At 67.3% G+C, this 14941-nt stretch carries 11 protein-coding genes and 1 pseudogene; 4 read left to right on the top strand and 8 right to left on the bottom strand.

What is annotated here, in order from left to right; genetic code table 11:
* Positions 1–347 precede the first annotated feature (347 nt).
* From RGI145_RS16080 to RGI145_RS16050, 7 genes are all read right to left on the bottom strand, one after another.
* Positions 348–1325: an ABC transporter ATP-binding protein gene (locus tag RGI145_RS16080; protein WP_075799145.1), complete on the bottom strand. Its 978-nt coding sequence runs from the start codon at positions 1323–1325 to the stop codon at positions 348–350.
* Positions 1322–2347 carry an ABC transporter ATP-binding protein gene (locus tag RGI145_RS16075; protein WP_237183298.1) on the bottom strand — a complete coding sequence of 342 codons (1026 nt, stop codon included), beginning with the start codon at positions 2345–2347 and terminating at the stop codon, positions 1322–1324. The genes RGI145_RS16080 and RGI145_RS16075 overlap by 4 nt, the downstream gene beginning before the upstream one ends.
* A 5-nt stretch (positions 2348–2352) precedes the next feature.
* The gene (locus RGI145_RS16070) at positions 2353–3147 is read right to left on the bottom strand and encodes an ABC transporter permease (protein WP_075799144.1); all 795 of its coding nucleotides are present in this window, start codon (positions 3145–3147) and stop codon (positions 2353–2355) included.
* The gene (locus RGI145_RS16065) at positions 3144–4088 is read right to left on the bottom strand and encodes an ABC transporter permease (protein ID WP_208863886.1); all 945 of its coding nucleotides are present in this window, start codon (positions 4086–4088) and stop codon (positions 3144–3146) included. The genes RGI145_RS16070 and RGI145_RS16065 overlap by 4 nt, the downstream gene beginning before the upstream one ends.
* A 7-nt stretch (positions 4089–4095) precedes the next feature.
* Positions 4096–5730 carry an ABC transporter substrate-binding protein gene (locus RGI145_RS16060; protein ID WP_156878571.1) on the bottom strand — a complete coding sequence of 545 codons (1635 nt, stop codon included), beginning with the start codon at positions 5728–5730 and terminating at the stop codon, positions 4096–4098.
* Positions 5731–5889: 159 nt separating this feature from the next.
* Positions 5890–7197: an MFS family transporter gene (locus RGI145_RS16055; protein ID WP_075799143.1), complete on the bottom strand. Its 1308-nt coding sequence runs from the start codon at positions 7195–7197 to the stop codon at positions 5890–5892.
* Positions 7198–7355: 158 nt separating this feature from the next.
* The gene (locus RGI145_RS16050) at positions 7356–8288 is read right to left on the bottom strand and encodes a metal ABC transporter substrate-binding protein (RefSeq protein WP_075799142.1); all 933 of its coding nucleotides are present in this window, start codon (positions 8286–8288) and stop codon (positions 7356–7358) included.
* 329 nt (positions 8289–8617) lie between these two features.
* Here RGI145_RS16050 and lpdA point away from each other — a divergent pair, with 329 nt between their 5' ends.
* From lpdA to RGI145_RS25150, 4 genes and pseudogenes are all read left to right on the top strand, one after another.
* The gene (gene lpdA, locus RGI145_RS16045; RefSeq protein WP_075799141.1) at positions 8618–10009 is read left to right on the top strand and encodes a dihydrolipoyl dehydrogenase; all 1392 of its coding nucleotides are present in this window, start codon (positions 8618–8620) and stop codon (positions 10007–10009) included.
* 159 nt (positions 10010–10168) lie between these two features.
* Complete coding sequence (locus RGI145_RS16040) at positions 10169–11497, top strand: DUF1800 domain-containing protein (RefSeq protein ID WP_075799140.1); 1329 nt, start codon at positions 10169–10171, stop codon at positions 11495–11497.
* A pseudogene (locus RGI145_RS16035) lies at positions 11494–12701 on the top strand (DUF1501 domain-containing protein). Before RGI145_RS16040 ends, RGI145_RS16035 begins: the two are co-directional and overlap by 4 nt.
* 50 nt (positions 12702–12751) lie before the next feature.
* Positions 12752–13789 (top strand): hypothetical protein, encoded by a 1038-nt coding sequence (locus RGI145_RS25150; protein ID WP_156878570.1) that lies wholly within the window; start codon positions 12752–12754, stop codon positions 13787–13789.
* Positions 13790–13857: 68 nt separating this feature from the next.
* Here RGI145_RS25150 and RGI145_RS25145 read toward each other — a convergent pair whose 3' ends face one another.
* Positions 13858–14937 (bottom strand): hypothetical protein, encoded by a 1080-nt coding sequence (locus RGI145_RS25145; RefSeq protein ID WP_156878569.1) that lies wholly within the window; start codon positions 14935–14937, stop codon positions 13858–13860.
* Positions 14938–14941: the final 4 nt, after the last annotated feature.

Below are 14941 nucleotides of genomic sequence, written 5' to 3'. Positions count from 1 at the left end.
GGCGTCGTGCTGTCTGGCTGGCCCCGGGGGAGAGGCGCTGCCTCTCGCCCCGGACCCCCTCTCCGCTGGGGACATGAGCATGCCCCCAGACCCCGGCTTGAGTTGGCGCCCGTGGCGGCCGTCAGGTCTGGGGGCGGATGCCAGCGAAAGCCCCTTGTCCGCACGGATGGCACCCGCAGTCGCCGGAGAGCCATGCTCTCCGGCGCGATCCGGCCGCAGCGAGAACCAGCTTTCGGCAGGTCCAGGAGCCACTGGCTCCTGGCGGATGGGGGGTACGGGGGGAAGGCGGAGCCTTGCCTCCGGGCCACCGGCGCAACGGCACCCCGTTCTACCGCCGGGAATTTCAGCTATCCGGGGAAGTGGCAGGCCACCGGCCAGGGGCCCTGGCGAACGGTCAGTTCAGGGACCTCCGCCGAGCAGCGCGGGAACTGCGCGATCGGGCAGCGAGTGTGGAAGGCGCAGCCGCTGGGTGGGGCGAGGGGGCTCGGCACTTCGCCCGAGATCGGCGCCGGGCGCGGGGCGGCAGAGGGGTCGAGGCGCGGCACGGCGGAGAGCAGGGCGCGGGTATAGGGATGGCGCGGGGCGGCGAAGAGGCGTTTCGTCGGCCCTTCCTCCACCACCTTGCCCAGGTACATCACCACCACGCGCTCGGTCAGATGGCGCACGAGGCGCAGATCGTGGGTGATGAAGACCAGGGTGAGGCCCAGCCGCTCGCGCAGTTCGGCGAACAGGTTCACCACCCCGGCCTGCACGGAAACGTCGAGGGCCGAGACGGGCTCGTCCGCCACGATCATCTCCGGCTCCACCGCCAGGGCCCGGGCGATGCCGATGCGCTGACGCTGGCCGCCGGAGAATTCATGCGGCCGGCGCGAGGCCGCCTCGGGCGGCAGGTTCACCGAGGCCAGGAGCTCCGTCACCCGCCCGGCGATCTGGGAGACGGGGACGATGCCGTGGACACGCAGCGCCTCGCCCAGGGTCTCGCCCACGGTCAGGCGCGGGTTCAGGGAGGTGTGCGGGTCCTGGAACACCATCTGCGCGCGGCGGTGGAAGCGCCGGCGCGCCGCGCCACGCAGGGCGGCCACGTCGTCGCCGCCGAAGCTCACCTGCCCGCCATCGGGGGAATCCAGCCCGACCAGCAGGCGGGCCAGGGTGGACTTGCCGCAGCCGGACTCACCGACGATGCCCAGCACTTCGCCCCGCCGCACCGTCAGCGACACGCCGCGCAACGCCTGCACCCGGCCGCCGCGCGGCGCCTTGAAGCTGCGCGTGGCCTCGCTGACGCGGAGCAGCACCTCCGGCGGCGTGAACTGGAGGACGGCGCTCAACGGTCCTGCTCCATCCAGCGCGGCGGCAGGAGATCGGCGGCGAGGCAGGCGGCCAGGTGGTCCGGCTCCACGGGTTCCAGCGCCGGCACGCCGGCCTCGCAGCCGGTCATCCGCCAGGTGCAGCGGGGGGCGAAGGCGCAGCCCGGCGGCATCCGCAGCGGTGAGGGCGGCGTGCCGGGGACGGGGCTGAGGCGGCCGCCCTCGCTTTCCTCGCCCGGCATGGCACCGAGCAGCGCCGCGGTATAGGCGTGGCGCGGATGGGCGAAGAGGCGGGCGGCGGGACCGCTTTCCACCACACGTCCCGCATACATCACCGAGACCCGGTCGCAGGTCTCGGCCACCACGCCGAGGTCGTGCGTGACCAGGATCATGGCCATGCGGTGCTCCTCCACCAGACGGCGCAGCAGGCGGAGGATGCCGTCCTGCACCGTAACGTCGAGCGCCGTGGTCGGCTCGTCCGCCAGCAGCAGGCGCGGGCCGGGGGCCAGGGCGATGGCGATCATGGCGCGCTGGCGCATGCCGCCGGAGAATTCGTGCGGGTAGGAGCCCAGGCGCTCGCGCGGGCTGGGGATGCCGACCTCGGCCAGGAGCTGCTCCGCCCGCTCGCGCCGCGCCATGCGGCCGAGGCGCGGGAAATGCGCCCGCAGGCTCTCGTCGATCTGTGCGCCGACCGTCATCACCGGGTTCAGCGCCAGCCCGGGCTCCTGGAAGATCATCGCGACCTCCCGCCCCCGCACCTGCTGCAGGGCGCGCGGCGGCAGGGACAGCAGGTCCCGGCCGTTCCACAGCACCTCGCCGGCGATGCGGGCCTTGGGCGGCAGCAGGCTGGGGATGGCGCGCAGGGACACGCTCTTGCCGCTGCCGCTCTCGCCCACCAGACCGAGGATCTCGCCGGGGGCCACGGCGAGGTCCACGCCATGCACAATGGGGATGGGGCCCATGGCGACGCGCAGGCCGCGCACCCGCAGACCCTCGCCGGGAACGGGCGGGGCGGCGGTTGCGGCTGGCGTCAGGGTGCCCACCGCCGTCAACGCCGGATGTCCATGCGGTCCGCCAGCCCGTCGCCCAGGAGCGAGAAGCCGAGGCCGCAGATCACCACGGCGACGCCGGGGAAGAGCGCGATCCAGGGCGCCTGGGTCAGGAAGTTCTTGCCGTCGGCGACGAGCACGCCCCACTCGGCCTCCGGCGGCTGCGCGCCCAGGCCGAGATAGCCGAGCGAGGAGCCCAGCAGGATGGCGAGCGCCATGTCGGAGACGGCATAGGCGAGCACCGGCCGCACCGCGTTCGGCAGGACATGGCGGCCCAGGATGCGGGCGGTGCCGTAGCCCAGGCCGCGCGCCGCCGAGATGTGGTCGGTGGCGGCGACCACCGCGACCTCGCCCCGCATCAGCCGCGCATAGGGAACCCAGCCGGCGATGGCGATGGCGATGTACATGTTGGTCAGGCCCGGGCCGAGCACGGCGACGATGGCGATCACCAGCACCAGGAAGGGGAAGGTGACGACGAGGTCCATGGCGCGGCCCAGGATCGTGTCGGCGATGCCGCCGAGATAGCCGGCCATCAGCCCGAGGAAGCCGCCGACGAGCATGGGCCCGGCCACGGCGAGCACGGCGATCTGCAGGTCCACCCGCGCGGCCCAGACGGTGCGGGACAGGACATCGCGGCCGAACTGGTCGGTGCCGAAGGGATGCTCCCAGGAGGGCGACGCCATCAGGGCGTTGTAGTCGAAGAAGAGCGGGTCGTAGGGGGCGATGAGCTGCGGCACCAGGGCGCAGAGCACCACCACGCCCAGGATGACGCCGCCGAGGGCCAGCTCCCTCATGCGCGCCTCCGCTGCGTGGCGCGGGGGTCGAGCCAGGCCACGGTGAGGTCGGTGACGAGGAAGGTGAGGGAGACCAGCACGGCCAGGACCAGGGTCAACCCCTGCACCACGGGGTAGTCGCGGGCGAAGATGCTGTCCACCATCAGCCGCCCCACGCCGGGGATGGCGAAGACGCTCTCGGTGATCACCGCGCCGCCCAGCAGCCCGCCGATCTGCAGCCCGACCAGGGAGACCGTGGCCGCCGCCGCCGGGCGCAGGACGTGGGAGCGCATCACCACGGATTCCGGCAGGCCCTTGGAGCGGGCGAAGGCCACGTGTTCCGCCCGCAGCGTGCCGAGCAGCGAGGCGCGCAGCGAGCGCGTGGCCACGGCGGTGAAGGAAAGGGCCAGCGTCAGGGCAGGCAGGAAGAGGTGGTAGATATGCTCCAGCGGCGTGTCGCCATAGCCGCCCACCGGGAAGATCCGCCACTGCGCCGCGAAGAGCGTGAGCAGCAGCAGGCCCAGGAAGAAGATCGGCGCGCTGAGCCCGACCTGGAGGCCGCTGCGGACCGCCACATCCTGCCACCGCCCGGCGCGCAGCGCGGCGATGAAGGCCAGCGGCAGGCTGAGCAGGAGCGACAGGATGATGGCCATCAGCGTCAGCAGCAGCGTGGCCGGCAGGCGTTCCGCCACCAGTTGCAGCACCGGCACGCGGGCGCCGATCGACATGCCCAGATTGCCCTGGGCCAGCAGCGTCACATAGGACCAGAGCTGCTCCGGCACCGACCGGTCCAGCCCCAGCTCGGCGGTGATGCGCTTCACGGCCTCGTCGGTGCCGCGCTCCCCCAGCATGGCCGAGACGGCATCCCCCGGCATGGCGCGCGCCAGGAAGAAGACCGCGACCACCGCCAGGGCGAGGGTCGGCAGCATCTGGCCGACGCGGCGCAGGGCGAAGCGCAGCACCGGCGGCTCAGCGCTGGACCGCGGCTTCCGCGAAGAGGTTGTTGCCGAGCGGGATCTGCACGAAGCCGGTGGCCTGCTTGCGGAAGGCGACCGGATAGGGCGTCTCGTAGAGGAAGAGGATTGGCGCGGCCTCGGCGTAGGTCTTCTGGATCTCCTGGTACATGGCGGTGCGCTTCTCCAGGTCCGTCTCCTTGCTGCTGGCGAGGTAGAGCTCGTCCAGCCGCGGGTCGCGGTAGCCGGAGCGCACGTTCTCCACGTTCGGGTAGTAGGCGAAGTAGGAGGTGATCTGCGCCGGGTCGGCGATGTCGTTGGTCCAGAGCGCGGTGCGGAGCTGGAAGTCGCCGGCGCGGTAGCGGGCGACCTTGGTGGCGTTGTCGAGCTGCTCGATCGTCACCTTGATCCGGATCGCCGCCAGCATCTGCTGGATCGCGGTCAGGTCGTTCACGTCGTCCTGGTTGCCGGAGACGGTCTGGCAGGTGACCTCGAAGCCCTCGGCATAGCCCGCCTCGGCCATCAGCGCCTTGGCCTTGGCGAGATCGTAGGGGTAGAGGGCGCCCGAGGCCGGGCCGCTGAAGAGCGGCGTGGTGGAGGACATGAAGGAGCGCATGGGCTTGCCCAGCCCCTGCGTGGTGATCGCGATGATCGCGTCCTTGTTCACCGCGTGGTTGATGGCCTGCCGCACCCGCGCATCGGCCATCGGGTTCTTCCTGCCCTTGTACTCCGAGCGGCAGTTGAGGCCGATGTAGCGGATGCGGGTGGAGGGCCAGAGCTCCATCCGCATGGCGGGATCGGCCTGCAGCTCCTTCACCCGGGCATAGGGCACGAATTCCGTGCCATCCAGCTCGCCCGCCTTGAGCTTCAGCAGCCGGGTGGCGTCATCGGGCACGATGTCGAAACGCAGCTCGTCCAGATAGGGCAGGGGCTTGCCGTCGCCGGCCATTCGCCAGTGGAACGGGTTGCGCTTCAGCAGCATGGTCTGGCCGCGCTGCCAGGAGGCCAGCATGAAGGGGCCGGTGCCGATGGGCTTCTCGGCGAAGGCCTTCATCTTGTCTTCCACCGTCGCACCGGGCGCGGCCTCCACCAGCTTCCGCGGCATGATGCCGGTGTTGAAGGTGGCCAGCGCGGCCAGCAGCGTGGCGTCCGGGTGGTCCAGGCGGATCGTGATCTTGCCCTCGCCGGGCTCCACCGCCTTGATCGAGCCGATCAGGTCCTTCCAGGCGCCGGTGCCGCGGGCGCGGTCGAGCGACCAGACCACATCCGCCGGGGTCAGGTCGCTGCCATCGGCGAATTTCACGCCGGGCCGGAGCGTCAGCTCCAAGGCGAGCTTGTCGTCGCTCCACTTCCATTCCGTGGCCAGGCCCGGCTGCAGCCCCTTGCCGTCCGGGGTGGGGGAAAGGAGCGTGTCGAAGAGGTTGGTGAGGACCCAGATGTCGGCGTTCAGCTCGGTGGTCACCGGGTCCAGGAACTGGCTGTCGGTGTAGCGGCCAAAGGCCATGCGGCCGCCGCGGATGGCCGAGGAAGGCGCCCCCGGCCCCCCTGCGGCCTGGGCCAGTGCCTGGACGGGCAGGACCGGGGCGGCCATGGCCAGCGTCGCGAAGCCGGCCAGGAGGGAACGTCGGGTCAGTTCGAGGGCGTCGGTCATCCGGGGGGCTTTCCTGGGTTGCCCCTAGGCTGTCCCCCGGACGGCGCGGGTGTCAACGCGCCATGCCACCCTGTTTTCAGGGGGTTTTCCAGGCTGCCCGGCCCGGGTTGCACAGATCCTGTGCAACTCGGCCCCCAGTGGGGGCAGTAATGGGGGCAGTCAGCGGGCGAGCTCGTCCCGCATGAAACCCTTCTTCTGCATGTCGGGCATCAGGATCACCGAGATCAGGGCAACCACCAGCATGAAGGTGACGTACCAGCCGAAATAGCTTTCCACCCCGGCATTCTTGAAGCTGAGGGCGACATATTCCGCCGAGCCGCCGAACACGGCATTGCCGATGGCGTAGGACAGGCCGACGCCGAGGGCACGGACCTCGGCGGGGAAGAGTTCCGCCTTCAACACGCCGCTGATGGCGGTGTAGCAGCTGATGATGGCCAGGGCGATCAGCAGGAGCCCCAGGGCGACGGCGGGTGAGGAGGCGGTGCCCAGGGCGTTCAGCAGCGGGATGGTGGTGAGGATGCCCGCCACGGCATAGACCAGCAGCAGGTTCTTGCGGCCGAAACGGTCCGAGATCGCGCCGAAGATCGGCTGCATGCACATGTAGAGGAAGAGCGCCGCGGTCATCACGAGGCTCACGGTCTTCACCGGGAAGCCCGTGGTGTTGACCAGGTATTTCTGCATGTAGGTGGTGAAGGTGTAGAAGGGCAGGCTGCCGCCTGCGGTCAGGCCCAGCACCGTCAGGAAGGAACGCGGGTGGTCGAGCAGCGCGCGCAGCGTGCCGGCACCCTTGGCGCTGCGCGTCTTCTCCGTCGAGGTCTCGTGCAGGGAGCGGCGCAGGTAGAGGGCGATCACCGCCGTGGCGGCGCCGATCACGAAGGGGATGCGCCAGCCCCAGGCGCGCATCTGGTCGGTGGTGATGAGCATCTCCAGGATCACCACCACCAGCACGGCGAGAAGCTGGCCGCCGATCAGCGTGACGTACTGGAAGGAGGAGTAGAAGCCGCGGTTCTTCGAGGTGGCGACCTCGCTCATGTAGGTCGCGACGGTGCCGTACTCGCCGCCCACCGAGAGGCCCTGCGTCATGCGGGCGAGCAGCAGCAGGAGAGGCGCCGCGATGCCGATGCTGTCATAGGTCGGCAGGATCGCGATCATCAGCGAACCGCCGCACATCATGAGCACCGAGACCAGCATGGAGAACTTGCGGCCCTTGCGGTCGCCCAGGCGGCCGAAGAGCCAGCCGCCGATGGGGCGCATCAGGAAGCCGATGGCGAAGACGGCCGCCGACTGCAGCAGCGCAACGGTCGGGTTGTCGTTGGGGAAGAAGGCATGCGCGAAGTACAGCGCGGTGAAGGCGTAGGTGTAGAAATCGTACCACTCGACCAGATTGCCGGAGGACGCGCCGACAATGGCCATGACGCGTTTGCGGACCTCATGGGGCTCGCCAACAACGATTCCACCGCTATCCATCCGATCTCTCCTGTTCGAGCCAAGGCGTTTCCCTAGCGCGCCTGACGGGAAGGCCATAGGCCGCAGGTGGCAGATCTAACTGATGAATGGGCATTGCAGGTCGTCGCTTTCATGGACGCTCGTCCATGAAAGCGATCGGCGCTTCGCGAGGTGTGGTCTCAGGCGCCCCGCATGGCGGGCACCAGCAGGCCGACATTGTGCCGGAACATGGCCTCGTAGGTCGCGGCCGGCCCGTCCGCTGGCGAAAGGGAGTCGGAGAACAGCTCGCCCTGGACCTTGGCTCCGGCATCCCGGGCCAGACGTTCCAGGAGGGCCGGGTTGGTCATGCTCTCGATGAAGACGGCGGTGACGTGCCTTGCCCGCACCTGCCGGATCAGGGCGGCGACCTGGGCGGCAGAAGGTTCGCTTTCCGTGCTCATGCCCTGGGGCGCCTCGAACCGCACGCCATAGGCCGCGCCGAAATAGCCGAAGGCGTCGTGGCTGGTGACGACGATGCGGCGCTCCTCCGGCACGGTCGCGATCTGTTCCCGTACCCAGGCGTCCAGGCCGGCAAGGCGGTCCCGGAAGGCGGCGGCGTTGCGGCGGTAGAGGTCCGCCCCACCGGGATCGGCCGTGGCCAGGGCTTCGGCGATGTTGCCGGCATAGGCCTGGCCGTTCCGGAGATCCTGCCAGGCATGGGGATCGGTCGCCTCGTGGCTGTGGCCATGGCCTTCCTCCGCCATCTTCCGCGGGGTCACGCCCTGGCTGGCGGTCGCGATCGGGGCCTTGGTGGCGGAGGAGCGGACCAGCCGGTCCAGCCAGGGCTCGAAGCCGAGGCCGTTGCGGACCACGAGCCCGGCGGAGCGGATCGCCGCGGCGTCGGAGGGGCGGGGCTGGTAGGTGTGCGAGTCGCCCCCGGGGCCGACCAGGGTGCGGACGGCCACCCGGTCGCCGCCGATCTGCCGCACCATGTCGCCCAGGATGGAGAAGGAGGCGACGACATCCAGGCGCGGCGTGGAAGAGGCGGTCTGTGCCCGGGCGGAGCGGTGGGCGAGGGTGCCGCCCAGGGATAGCAGGGCGGGGGCCAGGAGCAGGGCGGAGCGGCGTCGCATGGCGTGGCCTTCAAAACGTTATAACATATCATAAGGCTGGATGGCTCGGCGGGGCAAGGCGGGCGAAGGGGTCCCGCCCGGCCCACCTCCAGGGCTGGCCCGGCGCCGCTCCGCCACCCCCGCTCGCGCCTCGCGTCGCCATGGGCCGGACCCGTGCCCGGTGCATCCCTGTTTCCCGCCCGCGGGCGCGGCGGCAGGCTGTCATGGCACCCATCTGGCAGGATAAGCGGGGGCCGGGCGTCTTCCTGGCGGCCTGTGCCCTTCAAGCCCGGCGCCAGCCCTGCTACGCCTGCCCGCAACGGCCACCTGACAGGATTGCAGCACCCATCATGTCTGAGAGCTTCGACGTTATCGTCATCGGCGCCGGTCCCGGCGGCTATGTCTGTGCCATCCGCGCCGCGCAGCTCGGCATGAAGGTCGCCTGCGTGGAGAAGCGGGCCACGCTGGGCGGCACCTGCCTGAACATCGGCTGCATCCCGTCCAAGGCGCTGCTGCAGTCCTCCGAGAACTACGAGGAGGCGGCGCACCACTTCGCCGAGCATGGCATCGGCGTGGGGCAGCTCACGCTCGACCTCGCCCGCATGCAGGCCCGCAAGGGCGAGGTGGTCGGCGCCAACGTCAAGGGCGTCGAGTTCCTGTTCAAGAAGAACAAGGTCACCTGGCTGAAGGGAGCGGGCAAGATCACCGCCCCCGGCAAGGTCGAGGTCGAGGGCACGACCTACGAGACGAAGAACATCATCATCGCCACCGGCTCCGACAGCGCGCCTCTGAAGGGCGTCGAGGTGGACGAGACGCAGATCGTCACCTCCACCGGCGCGCTGGAGCTGGAGACGGTGCCGGGCCATCTCGTGGTCATCGGCGGCGGCGTGATCGGACTGGAGCTGGGTTCCGTCTGGCGCCGCCTGGGCGCCGAGGTGACGGTGATCGAGTTCCTCGACCGCCTCGTCCCCGGCATGGATGGCGAGATCGCCCGGCAGTTCGAGCGCGTGCTGTCCAAGCAGGGCATCAAGTTCAAGCTCAAGAGCAAGGTGACCGGCGCCGCCAAGGGCAAGGACGGCGTGACGCTGACCGTGGAGCCTGCCGCCGGCGGCACCGCCGAGGAGATCAAGGCCGACGTCGTGCTGCTGGCCATCGGCCGCCGCCCCTATGTCGAGGGGCTGGGCCTCGATGCCGTCGGCGTGGCGCTGGATGAGCGGGGCCGGGTGAAGGTGGACGGACATTTCGCCACCAACGTGCCCGGCATCTATGCCATCGGCGACGTGATCGCCGGCCCGATGCTGGCGCACAAGGCCGAGGAGGAGGGCGTCGCCGTCGCCGAGATCCTGGCCGGGCAGCATGGCCATGTGAACTACGCCGCCATTCCGGGCGTGGTCTACACCTGGCCCGAGGTGGCCTCGGTCGGCGAGACCGAGGAGACGCTGAAGGAGGCCGGGACGGCCTACAAGGTCGGCAAGTTCCCCTTCACCGCCAATGGCCGCGCCCGCGCCATGGGCACCACGGACGGGTTCGTGAAGATCCTGGCCGACAAGGAGACCGACCGCGTGCTCGGCGCCCATATCCTGGGCCCGGATGCGGGCACGCTGATCGCCGAGCTGGTGATGGCGATCGAGTTCGGTGCCTCCGCCGAGGATGTGGCGCGCATCTGCCACGCGCACCCCTCGCTGAACGAGGCGGTGAAGGAGGCGGCGCTGGCCGTGGACGGGCGGGCGCTGCATATCTGAGGCGTTTCGCGGCCCCCGGCGGGAGGATCTTCCGCCGGGAGCATGCGGTGCCCTCCCGCGTTCCGCGCCGCATGGAACGCACGTAAAGATTGTATGAATAGCGGTTCAGTTACTCTTTGTGGTTGCGCAGCGCAGCAAGCGCTGTGACATCATGCGGGCATGAGTGCCCGATCCATCCAGGCCGCGATCCGCTTCGGGCTGGGACCGCGGCCGGACCAGCCGGTCCCCGCCGATGCCGAGGCCTGGCTCCTCGCCCAGATCGACCAGCCCGCCCCGCAGCCCCCGCCCCCGGCGGGGTTCGACCATATGCCGACCGTCGCGGATGGCTTCCGCGTCTGGCGGGAGCGGGATGCGGCGGGGCCGCCGGGGCCAGTGACGCCAGTGGACATTTATTTCCGATCTGAGAGCATCGCCGCCTGCGCTTGGAGGATCGACACGTCTGCGCCGTTCCGCGAGCGGCTGGTCGATTTCTGGACCAACCATTTCACCATCAGTCGCCGTGCCAGCACCCTGGCCACTGTCGCGGTGCCTTCCTTCATCCGGGATGTGATCCGGCCGCATGTGACCGGGCGCTTCGTGGACATGCTGATCGCCTCCACCACCCATCCGGCCATGCTGGGCTATCTCGACCAAGTGTCCTCAGTCGGGCCGGACAGCCCGATCGGCCGCAAGACGGGGCGCGGGCTGAACGAGAACCTGGCACGCGAGGTGATGGAGCTGCACAGCGTCTCGCCTGCCGCCGGCTATACCCAGCGCGACGTGACGGAATTCGCACGGCTCCTCACCGGGTGGCGCTATGAGCGGGACCGCGAGCCCTATGGCACCGTGTTCCGTGACCCGGCGCATGAGCCGGGCGTGAAGACCATCCTCGGCCAGCGCTTCGGCGGCGGCCTGATGGTGGATGGGCGGGAGGAGACGGAGGCGGCGCTGCGCTTCCTGGCCGCCCACCCCGCGACGCACCGGCACCTCGCCACCAAGCTGGCCCGGCATTTCGTGGCCGATGACCCGCCGCCCGCCGCGGTGGCGAAGCTGGAGGCGGTGCTGCGGGACACGGATGGCGACCTGGGCGCCGTGTCCCGTGCCCTGGTGCGGCTGCCGGAGGCCTGGAACCCGCCGCTCACCAAGCTGCGCGGCCCGCTGGATTATGTCACCGCCGTCTATCGCACCCTTGGCTGCGACGGGGCGCAGTTCGGGGAGATGGCCTTCAAGAGCGCCTTCGGCCTCGGCCAGCAGATCTGGGGCGCCGCGCAGCCCAATGGCTGGCCCGACCGGGGCAAGGACTGGCTGGGCCCCGAGGCCGCGATGCAGCGGGTGGACTGGTCCTTCCAGCAGGCCGGGCGCTTCGCCCGCAAGGACCCCATGGCGGTGACGGAGGTGGCGCTCGGCCCCCTGGCCTCCGCCGAGACGCGCGGGGCGATCCGCGGCGCGGGATCGCCGCAGGAGGCCCTGACCCTGCTGTTCAGCAGCCCGGAGTTCCAACGCCGATGAGCCATCTTCCCTCGATCGGGCGGCGCGGCCTGCTGCTGGGCCTCGCCGCCACGGCGGTCGCCGCGCAGTCCCGCCTCGCCTTCGCCGCCATGCCGGCCGGGGTGCTGCCGGGCGAGAACCGGCTGGTCGTCGTCATCCTGCGCGGCGCCATGGACGGGATGGCGGCCCTGGCGCCCTATGGCGATGCGAACTACCGCGCGCTGCGGGGCTCGCTCGCCCTGCCGGAGCCGGGGCAGGAGGGGGGGCTGCTGGATTGCGGCGGCTTCTTCGGGCTGAACCCGAGCCTGGGCGCGCTGCACGGCATGTTCCGCGCGGGGGAGATGCTGCCCATCCATGCGGTGGCCGGCCCCTATCGCAACCGCAGCCATTTCGAGGCGCAGGACATGCTGGAGAGCGGCGCCGTGGAGCGCGGCGGGCTCACCTCCGGCTGGCTCAACCGCGCCCTGTCCGGCTTCGCGGCGCGGCCGAAGGGGGATGCGGATCTGGGGCTGGCGGTCGGGCTGTCCCTGCCGCTGCTGATGCGCGGGCCGCAGCATGTGGGGATGTGGGCGCCGCCCCGGCCCGTGCGGCCGGCGCCGGACCTTTATGCCCGCGTGGCCGACCTGGTGCATGCCGACCCGCTGCTCGGCCCCGCGGTGCAGGACGGGCTGCGCGGCCGGGGCTTCGCCGCCGAGGTCCTGCCGGAGGAGCGGGGCGTGCGGGGGGCTTCCTGGCCCTGGCCGGGATCGCGGGGAAGCTGATGGCGGCACCGGACGGGCCGCGCGTGGCGGCGCTGGAGATCGGCGGCTGGGACACCCATGCCGACCAGACGCGGCGGCTGAACCCCGTGCTGTCGCAACTGGATGGCGGGATGAGCGCGCTGAAGGCGCAGCTCGGTCCGGCCTGGACGCACACCGCCGTGCTGGTGATGACCGAGTTCGGCCGCACCGCGCGGGTGAACGGCAACAACGGGACGGACCATGGCACCGGGGGCGTGGCCTTCGTCCTCGGCGGGGCGGTGGCGGGCGGGCGGGTGCTGGCGGACTGGCCGGGGCTGCGCGACGGGCAGTTGTTCGAGAACCGGGATCTGGCGCCGACGCGGGATCTGCGGGCGGTGGCCAAGGGGCTGTTGCGGGATCACCTGCGGTTGCCGCCGCAGGCGGTGGCGGCGGCGTTTCCGGGGAGTGAGGGGGTGGTGGGGGAGAGGGGGATGATGAAAGTCTAGAACAAGCGAAGATCCTATGTGAGAATCAATTTCTGTATGCATATGCGGACATGGTGCTACGTGTGATCATATTCCAAGACGAACATTTGCAGGTCATCCGTCGCGTGGGGGCTACACCTTACACGCTTTTTACATTTAATGATCGGGTTACTTTAGCTGATGGGGAAAACATTTTTGCTGGCATGGCCATTAAGAAAGCTCGGATCGATGCAATAGGCTTTATGGCGCGAAAGGCAAATTGGTTTCCTAGAGCTTCAATACAGGCTGCTCTGCCTGCTGTCGAAGAGGTTTTGCAAGGCGACCGCCCACGAGTGGGCTATGGTGGGTCAATGGGCGGATATGCCGCCATAAAATATTCCAGAGCCTTTCAGCTGAACACAGTTATATCACTTTGTCCGCAGTGGTCAATTGAGCCGTCAAGTGTATCGCATTTCGATAAGCGCTATGAAAAGTACTATTTCAATGATCTTTGCGGCATGGAAATTGGAAGAGGAGATATTCAAGGTAACATTTATCTGCTATTTGATCCGTATTACAAGGTTGATGCTCTGCATGCGGCTTTGATCGAGAAAGCCTGTGGTCACATCAATTTTGTGCCTGTCCCTTCTGCTGATCACCACGTGACCAAAATATTAGCGGGAACTAAAACCCTAAAAAATATCATCTCGCTCTGCGGTGACAATCTCACTGATGATTTAATACGTTATCTTTCTCCCATCCGCAGAAATCATCCGCAGCGAGCTGAAAATCTTATCCTACGAGCAGCATTTAAGCATCCATCTACGGCGTTACGCCTGCTCAATGCTAAGTGTGAGCATTTTGCAGCTAGACCATCTGCAAAAATAGCTATCCAAGCATTTATTGGCTGGGGCTTCATCCGCCAAGGCCAGTATAACTTGGCAGAGTCGATATTTCAGGATGCTCTCACTGCGGATCCCAGGAATCTGCGCTCCGTTCTTGGCATGTGCGAACTGAGTACGAGACAAAAGAACAATGTGGGATTGCGCTACTGGCTTGATCTGGCCCGTGACATTAGTCCGTTCGATCAAAAAGTGATGGAGATCAGCCGCCGGGTGCTGGTCGGATAACCGACGCAGCATGAGATGGTCAGCATCTCTTTGCCATTCATAGGCCCCGGCGGATATTAGCCTCTCGACTATCTTTTCAAGTTTTCTGCTGGAATTTCTGTCTGCAAAGGCATTATCGCAGGTGACACTTCGTAGGAGCGCATCGTTACAGCCTCATGCTCAATGGCAATCCCGTGAACCTCAGCTTGGGCTGGATGGTCCATATAGTGTTTTGCAAGCTCTGGTTTGGGGAATTCAAGTACTTCTAGTGATAGGGTTTTGTCGAGAACTGAGATTTCAGGGATGACTCTAATTACGAAAGTAAACTTTCCTGGGTCAGTGTTGAAGTAGCGCTCAGAATAGAAGGCATTGCTATCTCTCGCCGAGGACTGAAAACGCAACAGTGCATTAGTCTGATTGATGTTGATGCCAATTCCAACGACCTTACCTGGACGGATGCCCTCCAAGACAACCTTTTGGTTTTTGCTTAAATGAAGGAATCGTGCTGAGGTCAAAGACGTGTGGCGTTCCACGAAAGTTTGCTCTGGTGCTACCTCAGACATGGGCAAATAGGAGTACTGGGCGCTATTAAGGGAAGGAAAGCTAATAGTGTGCTGTTTCATATCGATGCGAGAAAGGCGATCCGCTAGGTGATAGCCCAGAAGCGATGATGCCCATGGAGCCAGATGGTCAGGATCTCGAAAATACTCTGACGCATCTAGAGCGCTATTCGTAACTTCCAAATCCCTCAGAAAAGAAAATCCATCGAACAGCGGTAATCCTTTAGAGGTGGCGTATCTCAAGTAGAACTCGTGGACCTGAAGAATTTTACCGCGCCCTCTTTCAGTTGGCATAATTAACACTACAGGTAAACATCCACTTTCGGCCATTTGGTCCAAAAGATAGTTTAAGCAACTTTCGATCCTGAAGAGATCTTCTGGCTTCTTGGTGGATGCTTCTTCATTCACCGAAAAATCTAGGACACAGAAATCCCACTCGGTAAAATTGATCCGATGTGCGGTATAAGCCAGAGCAATTGAGGTGCTGTGGCCTAAAGAGAAGTTGCCAACACGTGAGACCGCAGGATGCTGGCTTAGCGCCGGGACATAGCCGCGTGGTCCAATCGAGTTCGACGTGCCTATTATTGCGATTTTCATCGCGCTGTTCATCTCC

The organism is Roseomonas gilardii (assembly GCF_001941945.1).
Lineage (GTDB): Bacteria > Pseudomonadota > Alphaproteobacteria > Acetobacterales > Acetobacteraceae > Roseomonas.
The sequence above is the reverse complement of the archived record's forward strand: the minus strand, read 5'-3'. Positions and strand labels throughout refer to the sequence as shown.

What these genes read in the sequence shown, in the direction of transcription:
- RGI145_RS16070 (WP_075799144.1), bottom strand. Translation starts at nt 3,147, where the DNA reads ATGAGGGAGCTGGCCCTCGGCGGCGTCATCCTGGGCGTGGTGGTGCTC.
- RGI145_RS16060 (WP_156878571.1), bottom strand. Translation starts at nt 5,730, where the DNA reads ATGACCGACGCCCTCGAACTGACCCGACGTTCCCTCCTGGCCGGCTTC.
- RGI145_RS16055 (WP_075799143.1), bottom strand. Translation starts at nt 7,197, where the DNA reads ATGGATAGCGGTGGAATCGTTGTTGGCGAGCCCCATGAGGTCCGCAAA.
- RGI145_RS16050 (WP_075799142.1), bottom strand. Translation starts at nt 8,288, where the DNA reads ATGCGACGCCGCTCCGCCCTGCTCCTGGCCCCCGCCCTGCTATCCCTG.
- lpdA (WP_075799141.1), top strand. Translation starts at nt 8,618, where the DNA reads ATGTCTGAGAGCTTCGACGTTATCGTCATCGGCGCCGGTCCCGGCGGC.
- RGI145_RS16040 (WP_075799140.1), top strand. Translation starts at nt 10,169, where the DNA reads ATGAGTGCCCGATCCATCCAGGCCGCGATCCGCTTCGGGCTGGGACCG.
- RGI145_RS25150 (WP_156878570.1), top strand. Translation starts at nt 12,752, where the DNA reads ATGGTGCTACGTGTGATCATATTCCAAGACGAACATTTGCAGGTCATC.
- RGI145_RS25145 (WP_156878569.1), bottom strand. Translation starts at nt 14,937, where the DNA reads ATGAACAGCGCGATGAAAATCGCAATAATAGGCACGTCGAACTCGATT.